At 69.1% G+C, this 14189-nt stretch carries 13 protein-coding genes and 1 rRNA gene; 7 read left to right on the top strand and 7 right to left on the bottom strand.

The genetic code is table 11. The annotated features are described in order from the left end of the window. The first annotated feature begins 40 nt into the window (after positions 1-40). Positions 41-1084, top strand: a complete 1044-nt coding sequence (locus tag ACTWQA_RS54680; protein WP_443166727.1) for a TetR/AcrR family transcriptional regulator — start codon at positions 41-43, stop codon at positions 1082-1084. A gap of 28 nt (positions 1085-1112) precedes the next feature. On the opposite strand, the gene ACTWQA_RS54675 is transcribed toward ACTWQA_RS54680, so the two are convergent. After that, positions 1113-1898: a fructosamine kinase family protein gene (locus tag ACTWQA_RS54675; protein ID WP_443166726.1), complete on the bottom strand. Its 786-nt coding sequence runs from the start codon at positions 1896-1898 to the stop codon at positions 1113-1115. Then, positions 1885-2358, bottom strand: a complete 474-nt coding sequence (locus ACTWQA_RS54670; RefSeq protein WP_443166725.1) for a low molecular weight protein-tyrosine-phosphatase — start codon at positions 2356-2358, stop codon at positions 1885-1887. The genes ACTWQA_RS54675 and ACTWQA_RS54670 overlap by 14 nt, the downstream gene beginning before the upstream one ends. Positions 2359-2503: 145 nt before the next feature. Here ACTWQA_RS54670 and ACTWQA_RS54665 point away from each other — a divergent pair, with 145 nt between their 5' ends. The 5 genes from ACTWQA_RS54665 to ACTWQA_RS54645 are packed head-to-tail and all read left to right on the top strand — an operon-like array spanning position 2504 to position 6906. Continuing rightward, positions 2504-3496 carry a phosphate ABC transporter substrate-binding protein PstS family protein gene (locus tag ACTWQA_RS54665; protein WP_443166724.1) on the top strand — a complete coding sequence of 331 codons (993 nt, stop codon included), beginning with the start codon at positions 2504-2506 and terminating at the stop codon, positions 3494-3496. Next, positions 3496-4434 (top strand): phosphate ABC transporter permease subunit PstC, encoded by a 939-nt coding sequence (pstC, locus tag ACTWQA_RS54660; RefSeq protein ID WP_443166723.1) that lies wholly within the window; start codon positions 3496-3498, stop codon positions 4432-4434. Before ACTWQA_RS54665 ends, pstC begins: the two co-directional genes overlap by 1 nt. Continuing rightward, positions 4434-5324 carry a phosphate ABC transporter permease PstA gene (pstA, locus tag ACTWQA_RS54655; protein WP_443166722.1) on the top strand — a complete coding sequence of 297 codons (891 nt, stop codon included), beginning with the start codon at positions 4434-4436 and terminating at the stop codon, positions 5322-5324. Before pstC ends, pstA begins: the two co-directional genes overlap by 1 nt. An 8-nt stretch (positions 5325-5332) precedes the next feature. After that, positions 5333-6181 carry a phosphate ABC transporter ATP-binding protein PstB gene (pstB, locus tag ACTWQA_RS54650; RefSeq protein ID WP_443166721.1) on the top strand — a complete coding sequence of 283 codons (849 nt, stop codon included), beginning with the start codon at positions 5333-5335 and terminating at the stop codon, positions 6179-6181. Then, positions 6181-6906 (top strand): response regulator transcription factor, encoded by a 726-nt coding sequence (locus ACTWQA_RS54645; RefSeq protein WP_443166720.1) that lies wholly within the window; start codon positions 6181-6183, stop codon positions 6904-6906. Before pstB ends, ACTWQA_RS54645 begins: the two co-directional genes overlap by 1 nt. Here ACTWQA_RS54645 and ACTWQA_RS54640 read toward each other — a convergent pair. Both ACTWQA_RS54640 and ACTWQA_RS54635 read right to left on the bottom strand, forming a co-directional pair. After that, positions 6875-7801, bottom strand: coding sequence for a serine hydrolase (locus ACTWQA_RS54640; RefSeq protein ID WP_443166719.1), 927 nt, complete (start codon positions 7799-7801; stop codon positions 6875-6877). The genes ACTWQA_RS54645 and ACTWQA_RS54640 overlap by 32 nt on opposite strands. Positions 7802-7834: 33 nt before the next feature. Continuing rightward, complete coding sequence (locus tag ACTWQA_RS54635; RefSeq protein ID WP_443166718.1) at positions 7835-8719, bottom strand: phenylalanine 4-monooxygenase; 885 nt, start codon at positions 8717-8719, stop codon at positions 7835-7837. A gap of 127 nt (positions 8720-8846) precedes the next feature. On the opposite strand from ACTWQA_RS54635, the gene ACTWQA_RS54630 reads away from it, so the two are divergent. Next, positions 8847-9299 (top strand): Lrp/AsnC family transcriptional regulator, encoded by a 453-nt coding sequence (locus tag ACTWQA_RS54630; RefSeq protein ID WP_327589008.1) that lies wholly within the window; start codon positions 8847-8849, stop codon positions 9297-9299. On the opposite strand, the gene ACTWQA_RS54625 is transcribed toward ACTWQA_RS54630, so the two are convergent. The 3 genes from ACTWQA_RS54625 to rrf form a co-directional block, all read right to left on the bottom strand. Then, on the bottom strand, positions 9296-13672 hold the full coding sequence (locus ACTWQA_RS54625) for a trypsin-like peptidase domain-containing protein (protein WP_443166717.1): 4377 nt from the start codon (positions 13670-13672) through the stop codon (positions 9296-9298). The genes ACTWQA_RS54630 and ACTWQA_RS54625 overlap by 4 nt on opposite strands. Next, a complete protein-coding gene (locus tag ACTWQA_RS54620) occupies positions 13651-13938 on the bottom strand; it encodes a CU044_2847 family protein (protein WP_305925002.1) in 288 nt (95 codons plus the stop codon). Before ACTWQA_RS54620 ends, ACTWQA_RS54625 begins: the two co-directional genes overlap by 22 nt. Positions 13939-14076: 138 nt before the next feature. Beyond that, positions 14077-14189: ribosomal RNA gene (gene rrf, locus ACTWQA_RS54615) — 5S ribosomal RNA — on the bottom strand; the annotation flags it as partial.

The following is a 14189-nucleotide window of genomic DNA, read 5'->3' as shown; positions in this document are numbered from 1 at the left end:
GCGTACACGTAGTAGTACACCATAAACAAGGAGGGCGCCAATGACGCGCGACGGAGCCGGGGACCCGGATCACGGGCTGGAGTTGTTGTGGCGGACGCGGGACGGGGAGCCGCGGCCTGGTCTCAGCGTGGGGCGGATCGTCCAGGCCGCCATCAAGCTGGCCGACGCCGAAGGGCTGACCGGGCTGTCGATGCGCAAGGTGGCCGACCGGCTCGGCTTCACGACCATGTCCCTCTACCGCCACGTGCCCGGCCGGGACCAGCTCGTCGACCTGATGGTGGACGAGGTCCTGGGCGAGCACCCCGATGTCCCCTCCGCCACCGCGCACACCACTCCCTCGGAGACCACTCCCCCGCACGGCGAAGCCCTCCACACCGACCCGGCGACAAGCACCGAACCCACGCGCACCCGCCCCACGAACATCGGCGTCGCCACCGCCCCGTCCGACGGTGAGCGGGCCGGGAGCGCCGGGCCGATGTCCGCCCCAGCGCCGATCGAGTTCGACACCGAGCCGGACGGGTGGCGGCTGCGGCTGGAGGACGTCGCCCGGCAGGCGTGGCGAATCCGCAGGCGGCATCCCTGGCTGGCCGAGGTACGCGGCACCCGCCACCTCCCTGGCCCCAACGCCGTCGCGCACTACGACTACATGCTGAGCACCCTCACCGGCACCGCGCTCACCCCCGCCGAGGTGATCGCCGCTGTCGGACTGGTGGGCCGCTTCATCGACGCCGAAGCCCTGCACTTGCTTGAAACCCGGCACGAGGAGCGGCGCAGCGGCGTGTCGGAGGAGGAGTGGTGGGGCGCGCGCGACACGCTCTACGACCGGCTCGACCGCTACCCCACGATCTCGTACCTGGGGTCGGCGGGCGGCTGGGACGCCCCCGAGGACTCCTTCGAGTTCGGCCTGCGCCGCCTCCTGGACGGCATCGAGGCCCTCATCAACGAACGTGACGAAATGCGTGACGAAACACAGTCGTGCGAGGAGTGTGGCAGGCCGCTGGAGCCCACGACGTCCGGTCGCCCTCGCGTCTACTGCTCGCGCGCCTGCCAGCAACGCGCCTACCGCAGACGCAAATCAGTCTGAGACAGACTGAGGGCGCCCGTAGACGCCGTTAGAGCGCCAGCACCCGCCGTACCGCCTCCATCAAGCTGTCCTGATAGGACTCGCCGAACAACACCACGTGCACGAGCAGCGGATGCAGCTGGTGCAGCGGCACCCGCTCCCGCCACCCGTCCGCCAGCGGCCACTCCTCCCGGTACGCCCCCAGCACCCGATCCAGGTACGGCAGCCCGAACAACGCCATCATGGCCAGATCCGTCTCCCGATGCCCGCCGTGCGCCGCCGGATCGATCAGCACCGCGGACCCGCCGGACCACAACACGTTCCCGCTCCACAGATCCCCGTGGATCCGCGACGGCGGCTCGGCAGGCCCGGCGACCTCCGCGAACCGCTCCACGGCCCGCTCGACGGCGTCCGCGTCCGACGCGGGCAGCCGAGCCTCCCGCAGGAAGGGCAGGACCCGCCGCTCCGCGTAGAAGGCCGGCCAGTCGTCACACGGCGAATTGTCCATCGGCAACTCGGCGATGAACCCAGGCCACGGCGCACCGAAGGCCGGCGCTCCCGAGCGATGCAGGCGGGCTAGTTCCCGGCCGAACCGCTCAGCCGCCGCCGTGGTCGGGCGTTCCTGCTCCACCCACGACAACACGAGCCGGTCGGGACCGACCTCGATCACCTCGGGAACCGCGATCGCCTCGCCGAGCCACCTCAGCCCGGCCGCCTCCGAAGTGAACATTTCGGAAACAACGCCGGTCTTCGCGAACACCTGCCGCCCGTCGTCGAGCACGCCCCGCTGCAGGCGCCACCCATGGGATGAGCCCAGGTCCTCAGTCGATCTCATCGGCGATGTGCTCCGCCAGGCCCTCGGCGGCCGACTCGACCAGCGCGAGGACCTCCTCGAACCCCTCGCGCCCCCCGTAGTAGGGGTCGGGCACCTCCGCACCAGGCGGCGCCGCGGGGTCGAACGAGCGGAACAGCCGCACCTCCACACCGGTGGGCGCCATTCGCCGCAGATTGGCAAGATTGTCAAGATCCATGGCCAGCACCAGGCCATACCTGTCGTACCAGTCCTTGGTGAACTTCCTGGCCCGGTGCGTGGAGCCGTCGTACCCGTGGTCGGACAGGATGTGCAGTGCCCGCTCATCCATGGGGTCTCCCTCGTGCCAGCCGCCGGTCCCCGCGCTCTCCACGACGACGCGATCGGCCAGCCCCCGATCGGCGAGGGCCTTGCGCAGCACCACCTCCGCCATCGGTGACCTGCAGATATTCCCCATGCACACCACACATACGCGATAGCTCATCTCTCCAGGATCACCCTTACGCGCTATTCATACGACCAAGGACACCTCTTTGTACCTCAGTCACGGGTCGTTCTACTCCCGTTCACTTTCGCCCGGTGTTATCGGAGACGTCGACTACAGATCTCACTAGGGACGAGGAAATACCGTGACCCGTGGACAGCGCCGCCTCAGCGCGGTGGCGACGGCCGCCATCGTTGTGGGCCTTTCCGCCGCTTGCGGCGGCACCAACACCACTACGCCCGCCGGGGAGGGCACAGCTTCCGCTCCAGCCAGCGCCGGTGCCGAACTGGCCGGGCAGGTCAAGGTTGACGGCTCCAGCACGGTCGCCCCGCTGACGAGCGCCGCCGCGGAGTTCTTCGCCGAGGAGCAGGCCAAGGTCAACGTGACCGTGGGCACCTCCGGCACCGGTGGCGGCTTCGAGAAGTTCTGCAACGGCGAGACCGACATCTCCGACGCCTCCCGTCCGATCAAGGACGAGGAGAAGGCCGCCTGCGACGCCAAGGGCATCAAGTACACCGAGCTCACCGTGGCGACCGACGCGCTGACCGTGGTGGTGAACAAGGAAAACACCTGGGCCACCTGCCTCACCGTCGACCAGCTCAAGAAGATGTGGGAGCCGGGCGCGGAGAAGAAGATCACCAGCTGGAACCAGATCGACCCCAAGTTCCCGAACGAGCCGCTGAAGCTCTTCGGCCCGGGCACCGACTCCGGCACCTTCGACTACTTCACCGACGAGATCAACGGTGAGGAGGGCGCGAGCCGCAAGGACTACAGCCCCAGCGAGGACGACAACGTCATCGTCCAGGGCGTCGAGGGCAGCAAGGGCGGCCTCGGCTACTTCGGCTTCACCTACTTCGAGGAGAACGCCGCCAAGCTGAAGGCGATCGAGATCGACTCCGGCAACGGCTGCGTCGCGCCGAGCGCAGAGACCGCGCAGAACGGCACCTACACCCCGCTGGCCAGGCCGCTGTTCATCTACCCGTCCACCGCCGCGGTCAAGCGGCCGGAGGTCGCGGCCTTCCTCGACTACTACGTGGCCAACGTCAACAAGATCGCGACGGACGCGAAGTACATCCCGCTCAACACCGAGCAGGAGAGCAAGCTTAAGACCGACCTGTCGACGCTGAAGAGCAGCTGATGACGGTTCGCGACTCCGCGACCGTGCCGGGGACTCCCCAGTCCCTGGCGCGGTCGCGCCCGCGTTATGGCGAGATGACCATCAAGGCGCTCCTTCTGGTGGCCGCGCTGGTCTCCATCGCCACCACGGTCGGCATCGTGTTCTCCCTCCTGGAGCCCACGATCAGGTTCTTCGGGGAAATCAGCGTGGTGGAGTTCTTCACCTCCACCAACTGGGGACCGCTGTTCGAACCCCCGACCTACGGCGTGCTGCCACTGGTCAGCGCGACCCTCATCACGACCGGCATCGCGATCGTCGTCGCCGTCCCCCTGGGCCTGGCCGCCGCGATCTACCTGTCCGAATACGCCAAGCCACGCGTCAGGAAAATCTTCAAGCCAGTGCTCGAGGTGCTGGCGGGCATCCCGACCGTGGTTTTCGGGTTCTTCGCCCTGAGCTTCGTCACTCCGCTGCTGCGGGACATCCTGTGGTTCGAGGTCGAGATCTTCAACGCCCTGAGCGCGGGTCTCGTAGTCGGCTTCATGATCATTCCGATCGTGGCATCGCTGTCGGAGGACGCGATGACGTCGGTGCCGAACAGCCTGCGCGAGGGCTCCTTCGCCCTCGGCGCCTCCAGGATGATCACCTCGCTCCGCGTGGTGCTGCCCGCGGCCTTCTCCGGCATCGTCGCGGCCGTCATCCTGGCGATCTCGCGGGGCGCGGGTGAGACGATGATCGTCTACATCGCCGGCGGCGGTCAGCCCAACTTCACCCTCGACCTGGGCGAGGCGATGCAGACCATGGCCGCGTTCATCGCCGCGGCAGGTTCGGGCGACGTGCCGGTGGGCACGGTCGACTACAACACCATTTTCGCGGTCGGCGCCCTGCTCTTCGTGATGACGTTCGTCATGAACTACGTCAGCGCCCGCCTGGTGCGGAAATATCGTGAGGTGTACGAGTAATGGCAGTTCTCTCGACGCCGCGCTCCGCTGTGCAACTGGCGAGCCAGGGGCGCCCGGTCAAGGAAATCTTGTTCCGGATGCTCCTGCTCGCCAGCCTGGCGCTGGCGCTCATCTTCCTGGTCGCCCTCCTCGCCTTCGTCCTGGTGGAGGGCTGGCCGCGGATCGACGCCCGGCTCTGGGAGAACATGCCGTCGATCCGCAATCCGGAGATCGCCGGCGCCCAGTCCGCCATCACGGGAACGCTCTGGGTCATCTCGCTGACCGCGGTCATGACGATTCCGACGGGCATCGCCGCGGCGATCTACCTGGAGGAGTACGCGGACCGTACCCGCTGGTACAACCGCGTCATCGAGCTCAACATCCAGAACCTCGCCGCCATCCCGTCGATCGTCTACGGCATCCTCGGCCTGGGCATCATCGCCCGTACGATCGGCCTCGGCTTCAGCGTGATCACCGCGTCGATCACCCTCGGCCTGCTGGTGCTCCCCATCGTGATCATCGCCTCGCGTGAGGCGATCCGGGCGGTGCCGCCGTCCATCCGGGAGGGATCGCTGGCACTGGGCGCCACGCAGTGGCAGACGATCTACCGCCAGGTGTTGCCCGCGTCGATCCCCGGCATCGCGACCGGCTCGATCCTGGCCCTCTCCCGGGCCATCGGCGAAGCCGCTCCCCTGATCATGCTGGGCGCGGTGTCCTTCATCCGATTCAACCCGGACGGCATCTTCGCCAGCTACACCGTCCTCCCGATCCAGATCTTCAACTGGATCTCCCAGTCGCGCGAAGGTTTCCACATCCTGGCCGCCGCCGCGATCGTGATCCTGCTGCTGATCCTGCTGCTGATGAACTCGGTGGCGATCTGGCTCCGCAACCGCTACCAGAGGCGCTGGTGAAGGAAGATATGACTGAGATAGGAACCCCCATGGCGAACGTCACCGTCCGTGGTCCCGAGGCCCCCCGTAACCTCGAGGCCCTGGATCCGGTCTTCACCGTCTCCGACCTCAGCGTTTTCTACGGCGACTACGAGGCCGTGCGCGAGGTCGACATGCTGATCGGCAATCGCGAGATCACCGCCATGATCGGCCCCTCCGGTTGCGGCAAGAGCACGGTGCTGCGGTGCTTCAACCGGATGAACGACCTCATCCCCGGCGCCCGCCCGGCCGGCAAGATCCTCTACCACGGTGAGGACCTCTACGGCGACCACGTGGACCCCATCGAGGTACGCCGCCGGATCGGCATGGTCTTCCAGAAGCCCAACCCCTTCCCCAAGTCGATTTACGACAACATCGCCTACGGCCCCCGCGTCAACGGCATGAAGGGCAAGATGGACGACCTGGTCGAGCAGGCGCTCACCCAGGCGGCCCTGTGGGACGAGGTCAAGGACAAGCTCAAGCAGAACGCCTTGTCCCTGTCCGGCGGTCAGCAGCAGCGTCTGTGCATCGCGCGGGCCATCGCGGTCAAGCCCGAGGTCATCCTCATGGACGAGCCGTGCTCGGCCCTCGACCCGATCGCCACGACCAAGATCGAAGACCTGATGCAGGAGCTGGCGCGCGATTACACGATCGTGATCGTCACGCACAACATGCAGCAGGCCGCTCGCGTCTCCCACCGCACCGCGTTCTTCACCGCCGAGGTGGACGACAAGGGCGTGCGGCACGGCCGCCTCGTGGAGTACGACGAGACCAGCCGCATCTTCACCAACCCATCCGACAAGCGCACCGAGGACTACATCACGGGACGCTTCGGCTGATGACCCAACAGCAGGCGGCATCCACGATGCACGGGGACACGAGGACCAAGCCCGTACTGCTCATCGCCGACCCCGACAGCGCCGTCGTCGAGGCCCTGGCCACCGCCCTCGAACGCGAGGGCGTGGCCGTCACCGGCGCACCTGACGGCGCTCAGGGGCTGCTGCAGGCGGGGGCCCTGCAGCCGGACGTGGTGCTCGTCTCGGCCACGCTCCCGGTCATCGACGCGGTCGAGTTCGTGCGCGCGGTACGGCTCGCGCGAGCCGTACCCGTGCTGCTCGGCGTCGGCGAGGGGCACGCCGAGCAGGCCGTCCGCGCTCTCGCGGCCGGCGCTGCCGCCTGCGTGGCCCGCCCCTACCGGGTGCCGGAGCTGCTGCCGTTCATCCAGGCGTCCTCGCCCGAGTCGCGCAAGGTGCTGATCGTGGGCGGGGTCGAGCTGGACGTGCAGGCCTACCAGGTACGCGTGGGCGGGCGGGCCGTGCACCTGCCGCTGCGGGAGTTCGAGCTGCTGCAATACCTCATGCGCAACGCCGACCGGACGGTCACCCGCGAGCAGATCATGCGCAACGTGTGGCACACCGCCGCCACCACCTCGACGAACACGATCGCCGTGCACGTCAAGCGGCTGCGGGCGCGGCTGGGCGACGAGGACGACCAGCTCATCCAGACCGTGCGCGGCGTGGGCTACCGGCTGGTCACTCCGGGCATGTCCGGAAGTCCTGCATGATCCTTTTGGCGACGCCTTCGACCGTCGCGATCCCGTACCCGACGTCGGAGCTGCCCTCGGTGAGCACGGCCACGGCGTAGTCGTGGCCGTCGCCCCTGATCAGGCCCACGCTGATCACGGCCCAGCGCTTGCTCGAGACGCGTTTGAGCCAGCCGTTCTTCAACGCCGCTCGCTCGCCCCGGCACGCGGCGGCGCTGATGCCCCAGTCCTGGCCGTCGACGACCTCGCCCATGAGCCCGAGCACCCGCTCGCGCTCCGCGGCCTTGAGCGGGCTCTTGCCGGACACCAGGGCGCTCATGAGCCGGATCTGGTCGTCCACCGACGTCCGGGTGATGCCCCAGCAATACAGGTCGAGGCAATCACCGGCGACGCCCTGCGTGTGTTTCAGCCCGAACCGCCGCCCGGCCTTGGTGAATCCCGGCGCCCCGCCGATGCGTAACCAGAGCCTGTCGGCGGCGTGGTTGTCGCTGTAGCGGATCATCAGCTCGGCGTCCCGCCTGACCGCCTCGGGCACCTTCTTCCACGGTGTCTTCAGCAGCAACGCCATGAGGATCTGGACCTTGGCGCTGCTCGCGGTGATCAGCCGCTCGCCCGGGTGGTAACGGTAGAGCCGCCCGGTCGCCAGGTCCTTGACCATGGCGGTGACCGGACCAGGGCGGCCGGCCAGATAGCGGTCGAGCCGTTTGGTGATCTGTTTGGCCGGGATCGGCCCCACGGCCTCCTCGGCCGCGATGCTCTCGAGCCACGCCAGGGTCGCCTCCTGGGCCACGGGCACCACCCACAGGGGACCTCCGGGCCGTTCGGTGCGTGGCTCCACGGGCGCCGTGACCAGTGACAGGAGTAGGGCGAGCGCGAGCACCACCCGTGCTGACGCCTGCCGCCGGCCCCTGATCACCCGGGCATTATCACGAAGAAGCGCGATGCGCCGCTAGACGGCGGCGAGCAGTTTGGCGATCGAGTCGTCGTCACAGGTGTCCCAGAAGCCACCCACCACGTCTTCCAGGTGCTCCAAGGAGTCCGCCCGGAACAGCACGTCCTGATATTTCGTGATGTCGTAGTGCGTCGTGCCCATGGCCGCCAGATCCAGCGGCCTGATGTCCATGGCGCGGAACTCCTCGATCTCCCCGTACGACGACAGAATCCCCGCCCCGTACGCCCGGAGCTCGCCCCGCTCCTCCATCACCCCGAACTCCAGCGTGAACCAGAACACCTTTGACACGAACTCCAGCGCCTCCTCCCCTTCGACCCGCCGCGCCGCCTGACCGGCCAGGCGATAGAGGGCGGCGTAGCGGGAGCTGGCGAGCGCGTTGGCATGCCCGATCACCTCGTGGACGACGTCCGGCTCAGGCGTGTAGAAGGGCACGGAATGGTGGCGGATGTACTGCGTCGAGTGGAAGAACCCATCCGCGAGCACCCCGTAGAAGTCCCGCAGCGGCACCAGCCCCGCCGCCGGCAGATACCGGAACCCGGTCAGCGGCTCCAGGAGCCGCGAGACCTCCTCCAGTTGCGGGATGCGCTCGGCCGGCAGCCCCAGCCGGGCCACGCCGTCGAGGTACTCCGCCGTGGCGTATGTGGCGTGCTTGACCGCCAGCTCCCTGCTGACCATCGCCCACACCTCATGCTCCTGCTCGGTGTACTGGGCCGCGGGAATGGGGGTGCCTGGCCGATAGTCGACCGCGAGCTTCGCGATCGCGTTACGCCGCGCCCGGTAGACCGGATCGGCGAACCCGGGATGCGACGCCGAGAGGTCGACCACCACCGACCCGTCGGCCTGGGCCGCGACCGGGGCGAAGTATTGCGCTTCCTCAAACATGCCCAGATAACAGCAAGTTCCGCTTTTCCTGGCAAGAGCGCGTAGTTTTGCTGCGCGATACGCTTACTTTCGCACTCCCAAAGCCGCATACTCTGGTCGAATCGTACAGTCCTGAAAGGGGGCCGGCATGGACGAGCTGGACACCAGGTTGCTCGTGACCATGCGGGCCAACCCGCGCGTCGGCCTGACGGAGCTTGCCCGTCTCCTGGGCGTCGCCAGGGGCACGGTGCAGGCCAGGGTGGAGAAGCTGACCGCACGCGGGGTGATCGAGGACTTCGGGCCCACGGTGTCGCCGGCCGCGGCCGGGCATCCGATCCTGGCGTTCGTCTGGCTGCAGATCGCCCAGGGCCGGCTGGAGGAGGCGGTGGCGGCACTGCGTGCCGTGCCGCAGATCCTGGAGGTGCACGGGACGAGCGGCCAGCACGACCTGCTGTGCCGGGTGGTCGCCAGGAGCACCGATCATCTGCAGGAGGTCATCGCCCGCGTCCTGGCCTCGCCCGCCGTGCAGCGTACGGACACCACGATCGCCCTGTCCACCCAGATCCCGTACCGCATCGAGCCCCTGCTCGAACGCGGTTAGCGCGCCACTCCCAGCAGATCGAGAATGCGGACCGCCTCAGCGTGCCCACCCAGCTGGGCGATGGCCGACCGGTAGAAGAGGATGTCGGCGATGACGCCGCCGCGGCTGTCGAGCGGCAGCTCAGTGGTCCACCGATCGACCGCCCGCCACATCTCCTCCCGCCCCAGCTCCGCCCAACGATCGTGGAACACCGCCCACAGCTGCCCTCGGTCCTTGGCGTCGTCGAAGTATCGATGCACCTCGGCTGCCCACTCCAGCAGGCCTTCCGTGGGAAGTTGGGGAAGGATGTCCGCCATGGCCGACGACCTGATCAGCTGCGTCTGCCACCCGAGCCAGCTCGCCAGCGTGTAGGCCCGCTCCACCTCCCCCAGTCCCGCGAGGGCGCTCGCCGCGGCGGCCGCGAACGCCTTGCGCGTGCTCTCCGACTTGATCCCAGGGTCCCCTCCACTGAGCTCCAGCAGGGCGTCGATCTCGGCCACCGACAGGATCGGCATGAGCGCCAGAACGTCATGCGCCCAGTCGTCGAGCCGCAGGTGGTCGCTGCCGAAAGGAGAGTGGTGCAGGCGCGCCACCCCATCGAGATAACCCCCCTCGAAAAGCAGCGGCTTGACGATCTCGGCCGCCGCCGGCGACAACAGCCGGACGAAGAACGGCGTCCAGTCGCCGATGCCGCGCACCAGCCACGGGCACTGCGCCGGATAGCCGTCGTAGGCGGGCTCATCGACGACCTCGTCACGCAGCCGCCGCAGCCCGGCCATGATGGCCTCCATCACTGTGGGGTGCGGCGGATGGGTGCCCGCCGCCAGCATCGTGAGGCGCACCCAGGGATCGGGCTGAGCGTCGGCCAGAGCCATCAAGTGCGGGACATCGTCCTCGTCCATGTCGGTGGCGGCCGCGTAGAGCATGTCCAGGGGCTCGTCGCCGAGCACCTGACCCACCTGATTGGGGTAGCGCCTGACGCCGCTCTCCCACGAACGCCAGGCCCCCGGATAGGTGCAGCGCTCCCACCAGGGCTCGCGGTACGACGCCCGCTGGTTGGGCTCGAGCGGCCCCTCGGGCAGATAAGTGGCCAGCTGCCACACCAGCGTCGGCGCCAGCCCTTGCCGGTCCGTCTGGTCGTAGACCAGGTCGAGCGCTCGCCCGGCCTCCTCCGCCCCGAAAGCCGCCAGCCTGGCCAGCGCCCACTTGCGCGGAGGCCGGTCCGGGACGGAATCCTCCGCATCGTGCACGGTGATGCTCAACGCCAGCTCGGTCTCCTCCCGGGTCAAGTACCGCCACATAGCCATCAGCCATGTCCAGAGACGTTCCTTGTCATCGGCCCCGACGGCCCGCAGCGCCCTGCCGGCGTATCCGGCTGCGGCCAGGGCAGGGCACACCACGTCGAGCTCCACCATCTGCAGGTGCCTCAGCAGCTCCGGCTGCTCGAAGGCCACCTCGGCGTACCGCTCCCGCTCGTCCCCCTCAAACAGCGGAAGCAGCTGCATCAGGCAGACCACCCGCTTGGTGTAGTCCAGCTCGGCGACCACCCGTGCGGCCGCATGCGCGGCGTGCTCCGCTGGCAGGACGCTGAACAGCCCGTCATGGTGGAGGCTCGGCATGAGCTCGTACTGCTGGTCGAGGGTGACCGGGCCGAAGAGGACATCCTGGAACACGCCGTCCACCACGTCGCGGGACAACCACCGCGCCGCCGCCACGAACGCCTCGGCGCCGATCCGCCACCCCGGGTCGAAGCGTGACTGCATCGCCGAGACCAGCCTGTCCCTGATCCCCGCGGACTCGGCCAGCTCCACCGACACCTGCTTGGTCAGCCGGCACGCCGCGAAGGTGTCCATGACGCCGACCGCGTCCATCGCGTCGATCAGGATCCGCTCGGCGAGCGGCGCGGGCAGCAGCGGCGCCAGCTCGCTCACCACCCACACGTGCACGAGCCCGCGATATCGGTGGTCGTCGGGCAGCCATTCCGCGACCGCCAGCGCGTCTTCGACCCGGCCCAGCTCCAGCAGCCGCCGCGCGTAGGCGGCACTCGCCGGGGCGAGATACTCCGGGAAGGCGTCCACCGACTTCTCCAGGATCTGCCGCAACGCCGGCAGGTGTTCCTCGTCGAGGTATGGCGCCAGGCTCCGCAGGCCATGCGCTCTGGTGCTGTCGAAGACCTCACTGGCCAGCAGGGACAACGCCCGGCCCGGCGGCCAGATCCCGTACCGCACGAGCTGGGCCGCGAGGTGGTGGCTCATCTCCGTGCCCAGCGCCGCCCGCTCGCCGGCCAGGGCCGCCGCGCACAGGATCTGCTCGGGCAGGTACGGCAGCCGCTCGCCTGCCTCGAAGGCCCGCTGGTTCGCGGCACGCGCCCGGGCCGCCACCCGCCGCACGTCGGCGCGGTAGCCGTCCAGCTCGTCCGAGCCGGTCTCCCTGGCCCGCCGCCACAGACTGTGCGTCAACGCGAACGCCTCCCGCATCGGCACACCCGTCCCCGCCTCGTCGGGCACCAGATGCGCCGCGAGATGGCGCGCCAGATACGTGGGCACGGCGGTCGGCGACAGCTCGCGGGCCAGCAGCGCGGCCATGACCTCGCGCCCCCAGGCGACGTACGCCTCCCGATACGCGGCGAGATCGCCGTCGCCGTCCAGCCGTTTGCGCAACATGCGGGTGATGAGCGGGTGCGCGATGAGGAAACTGTCGGGCTCGCGACCGGGCAGCACCAGCCGGTCCAGCAGCCGGACGGCCTGGCGGAGCCGGTCGGCGTCCAACGCCTTGCCCACGCGGGGAGCCAGACTGCGGAGCTCGGTCAGGCGTACCGGGCCCTCGGCCACGGCGAGCAGGTTGAGCAACCGTCTGCCGTCCTTGAGCCGCTTGGCGTCGCGGGCCCGCCACTGCCGCTCCTGCTCCTCCTCCCACATCGCGAAATATCCGTCCAGCCCTGGAGCGGCCCGCTCCAGCGCCGCGAGATCGACGAGCGGCCGATCCGCCAGATCACGCAGGTAGAGGCCGGTCGTCACCGGATCTCCTCGGGTGAGCCGCCACAACGCCGGGGCGATGTCGTCAACCGGGTCCTGTGGCCGTACCTGCCGCAGCAGCTCGGCGACGTCATCGGCGCACAGTGCTCCGAGCCGCGTGACCGCGGTGTCCGGCAGGTTGAGCGCCTCCGCCCACGCCTCGGCCGAGGGCCGGCGGCCGGTGTGCCGCGCGGACAACACGATCCGGACGCCCGGCCCCGGACGCCGGGGAAAGTCCGCCGGTCCCGGCTCCCAGCCGGCCTCGTCCAGTGCGTCCACGATCACGAGCAACGTCACCCCGTCGGGCGCTGGCCGCGAGAGCAACGCGGCCAGCGCGTCCCTGGCCCGCGCTTCGCCGGCGTTGTAGTCGTAGCCGACCCCGTGCACGCGGGCCACACGATGCAGCAGGTTCGTGAACACCTCGCCGGCCCCGGTGGCCTCATAACGCAAGCTGACCGGCACGAACACCGGCCGCACCCGCGGCTGGTCCGCCGCCACCGCCGTCGCCCACCGCACCAGCAGCGTGCTCTTGCCCGCCCCCGCCTCACCGCAGACGAGGTGGTACGGCGGCGCGTCCGGATCGGCGAGCCATGCGTCGAGCGCGTCCAGCTCGGTGGCCCGTCCGGCGAACGGCAACGTGCCCTGGCTGCCGCGTAAGTGGGTGTCGATGAAGTTCGCGATCTGCCCGCGCCCGGGCGCGTCGACGTCCCCGGCCAGCTCGTCGGCCGCGTCGAGCGCCGCCCCAAGCTCGGGCCAGCGCTGAATGATCTCCGCGGCGGGAACGGCGTAAACTGTGCCCCCGACCGCACGCCCCTCGTCTTCGTCGTCCTCCTGCATCCAGCAGATCACGCCTACCGCCACCTGCCCCGCGACGGTGTCCACCAGCACAGGCCCGCCACTGAACCCGCGTGGCCGCATGCGTGCCGCCACCTCATCCGAGAACAGCTGGATCACCGGCATGCCGTCATGGATCGTCGTCCGCCGCACCGCGACCCTGGCAGGCAAGGACTGCGGCTCGACAGTGGACGGATTGTGCGTCGGCCACCCCAGCCCCAGCACCGGCGCCTCCCCCGCCGCCTCCGTGTCCCTCCCCAGCGGAACGGGCCGCCAGCCCGGTGGCAGCGGCGTCCCCGGATCGAGCTCCAGCAACGCCACGTCCAGCCGCGGGTCGTGGTCGGCGTAAACGCCCTCCACCAGCACATCCGGCGCCAACCGCACCGTCACCCGCTCGCTCCGCAGCCTGGTACGGTCCCGGGGGTCCGCCAGGCAGTGCCAGCAGGTCAGCAACAACCGGTCGGTGACTGCGAACGCCGTGCCGCGCGGCTCCGGCGTCAGCACCGCCCCGACCGCGGGGCGGCTCATGTCTTGCCTCTGGTCCATTTCAGCGACACCTGGAACGTGCCGCCGGTCTTGGCCTTCGCGATCACCACGCCGCTCTCGGCTTCCAGACTCATCGAAAGCGCCAGACTGACCTCGGACAGCGCCCACGCCTCGGTATCCTGCCGGACCAGGCGTTCCTCCAGGGCCGCGCGCACGCGCTCGGCCACCGCTCCGATCGAAGCGCCGAGCTCGCCGGCCCGGTTCTCGAACTTCTCCAGTAGATCAGCCGGGCCGAGCGTGCCCCGATAACCGGGATCGGGCAGCACCTCTACCTTGATCGTGCCTAACGGCTCAGGTGATGCGGACATGCCCCCATTGGACTACCAACCGCCCTCCGCGGATAGTCGTCCAAACAAGAAAAGCCCCGACGCGTTGTGCGTCGGGGCTTTTCCCAATCAAAGATTGTCCGGCGGTGACCTACTCTCCCACACCCTCCCGAGTGCAGTACCATCGGCGCGGGGAAGCTTAACTTCCGGGTTCGGAATGTAACCGGGTGTTTCCTTCCCGCCATAACCGC

It is taken from the genome of Nonomuraea sp. 10N515B, from assembly GCF_052245915.1.
Classification (GTDB): Bacteria; Actinomycetota; Actinomycetes; order Streptosporangiales; family Streptosporangiaceae; genus Nonomuraea.
The sequence above is the reverse complement of the archived record's forward strand: the minus strand, read 5'-3'. Positions and strand labels throughout refer to the sequence as shown.

Coding starts and splice junctions, on each gene's coding strand:
- ACTWQA_RS54625 (WP_443166717.1), bottom strand. CDS start 13,672: ATGGACCAGAGGCAAGACATGAGCCGCCCCGCGGTCGGGGCGGTGCTG.
- pstB (WP_443166721.1), top strand. CDS start 5,333: ATGACTGAGATAGGAACCCCCATGGCGAACGTCACCGTCCGTGGTCCC.
- ACTWQA_RS54675 (WP_443166726.1), bottom strand. CDS start 1,898: ATGAGATCGACTGAGGACCTGGGCTCATCCCATGGGTGGCGCCTGCAG.
- pstC (WP_443166723.1), top strand. CDS start 3,496: ATGACGGTTCGCGACTCCGCGACCGTGCCGGGGACTCCCCAGTCCCTG.
- ACTWQA_RS54645 (WP_443166720.1), top strand. CDS start 6,181: ATGACCCAACAGCAGGCGGCATCCACGATGCACGGGGACACGAGGACC.
- ACTWQA_RS54630 (WP_327589008.1), top strand. CDS start 8,847: ATGGACGAGCTGGACACCAGGTTGCTCGTGACCATGCGGGCCAACCCG.
- ACTWQA_RS54680 (WP_443166727.1), top strand. CDS start 41: ATGACGCGCGACGGAGCCGGGGACCCGGATCACGGGCTGGAGTTGTTG.
- pstA (WP_443166722.1), top strand. CDS start 4,434: ATGGCAGTTCTCTCGACGCCGCGCTCCGCTGTGCAACTGGCGAGCCAG.
- ACTWQA_RS54670 (WP_443166725.1), bottom strand. CDS start 2,358: ATGAGCTATCGCGTATGTGTGGTGTGCATGGGGAATATCTGCAGGTCA.
- ACTWQA_RS54635 (WP_443166718.1), bottom strand. CDS start 8,719: ATGTTTGAGGAAGCGCAATACTTCGCCCCGGTCGCGGCCCAGGCCGAC.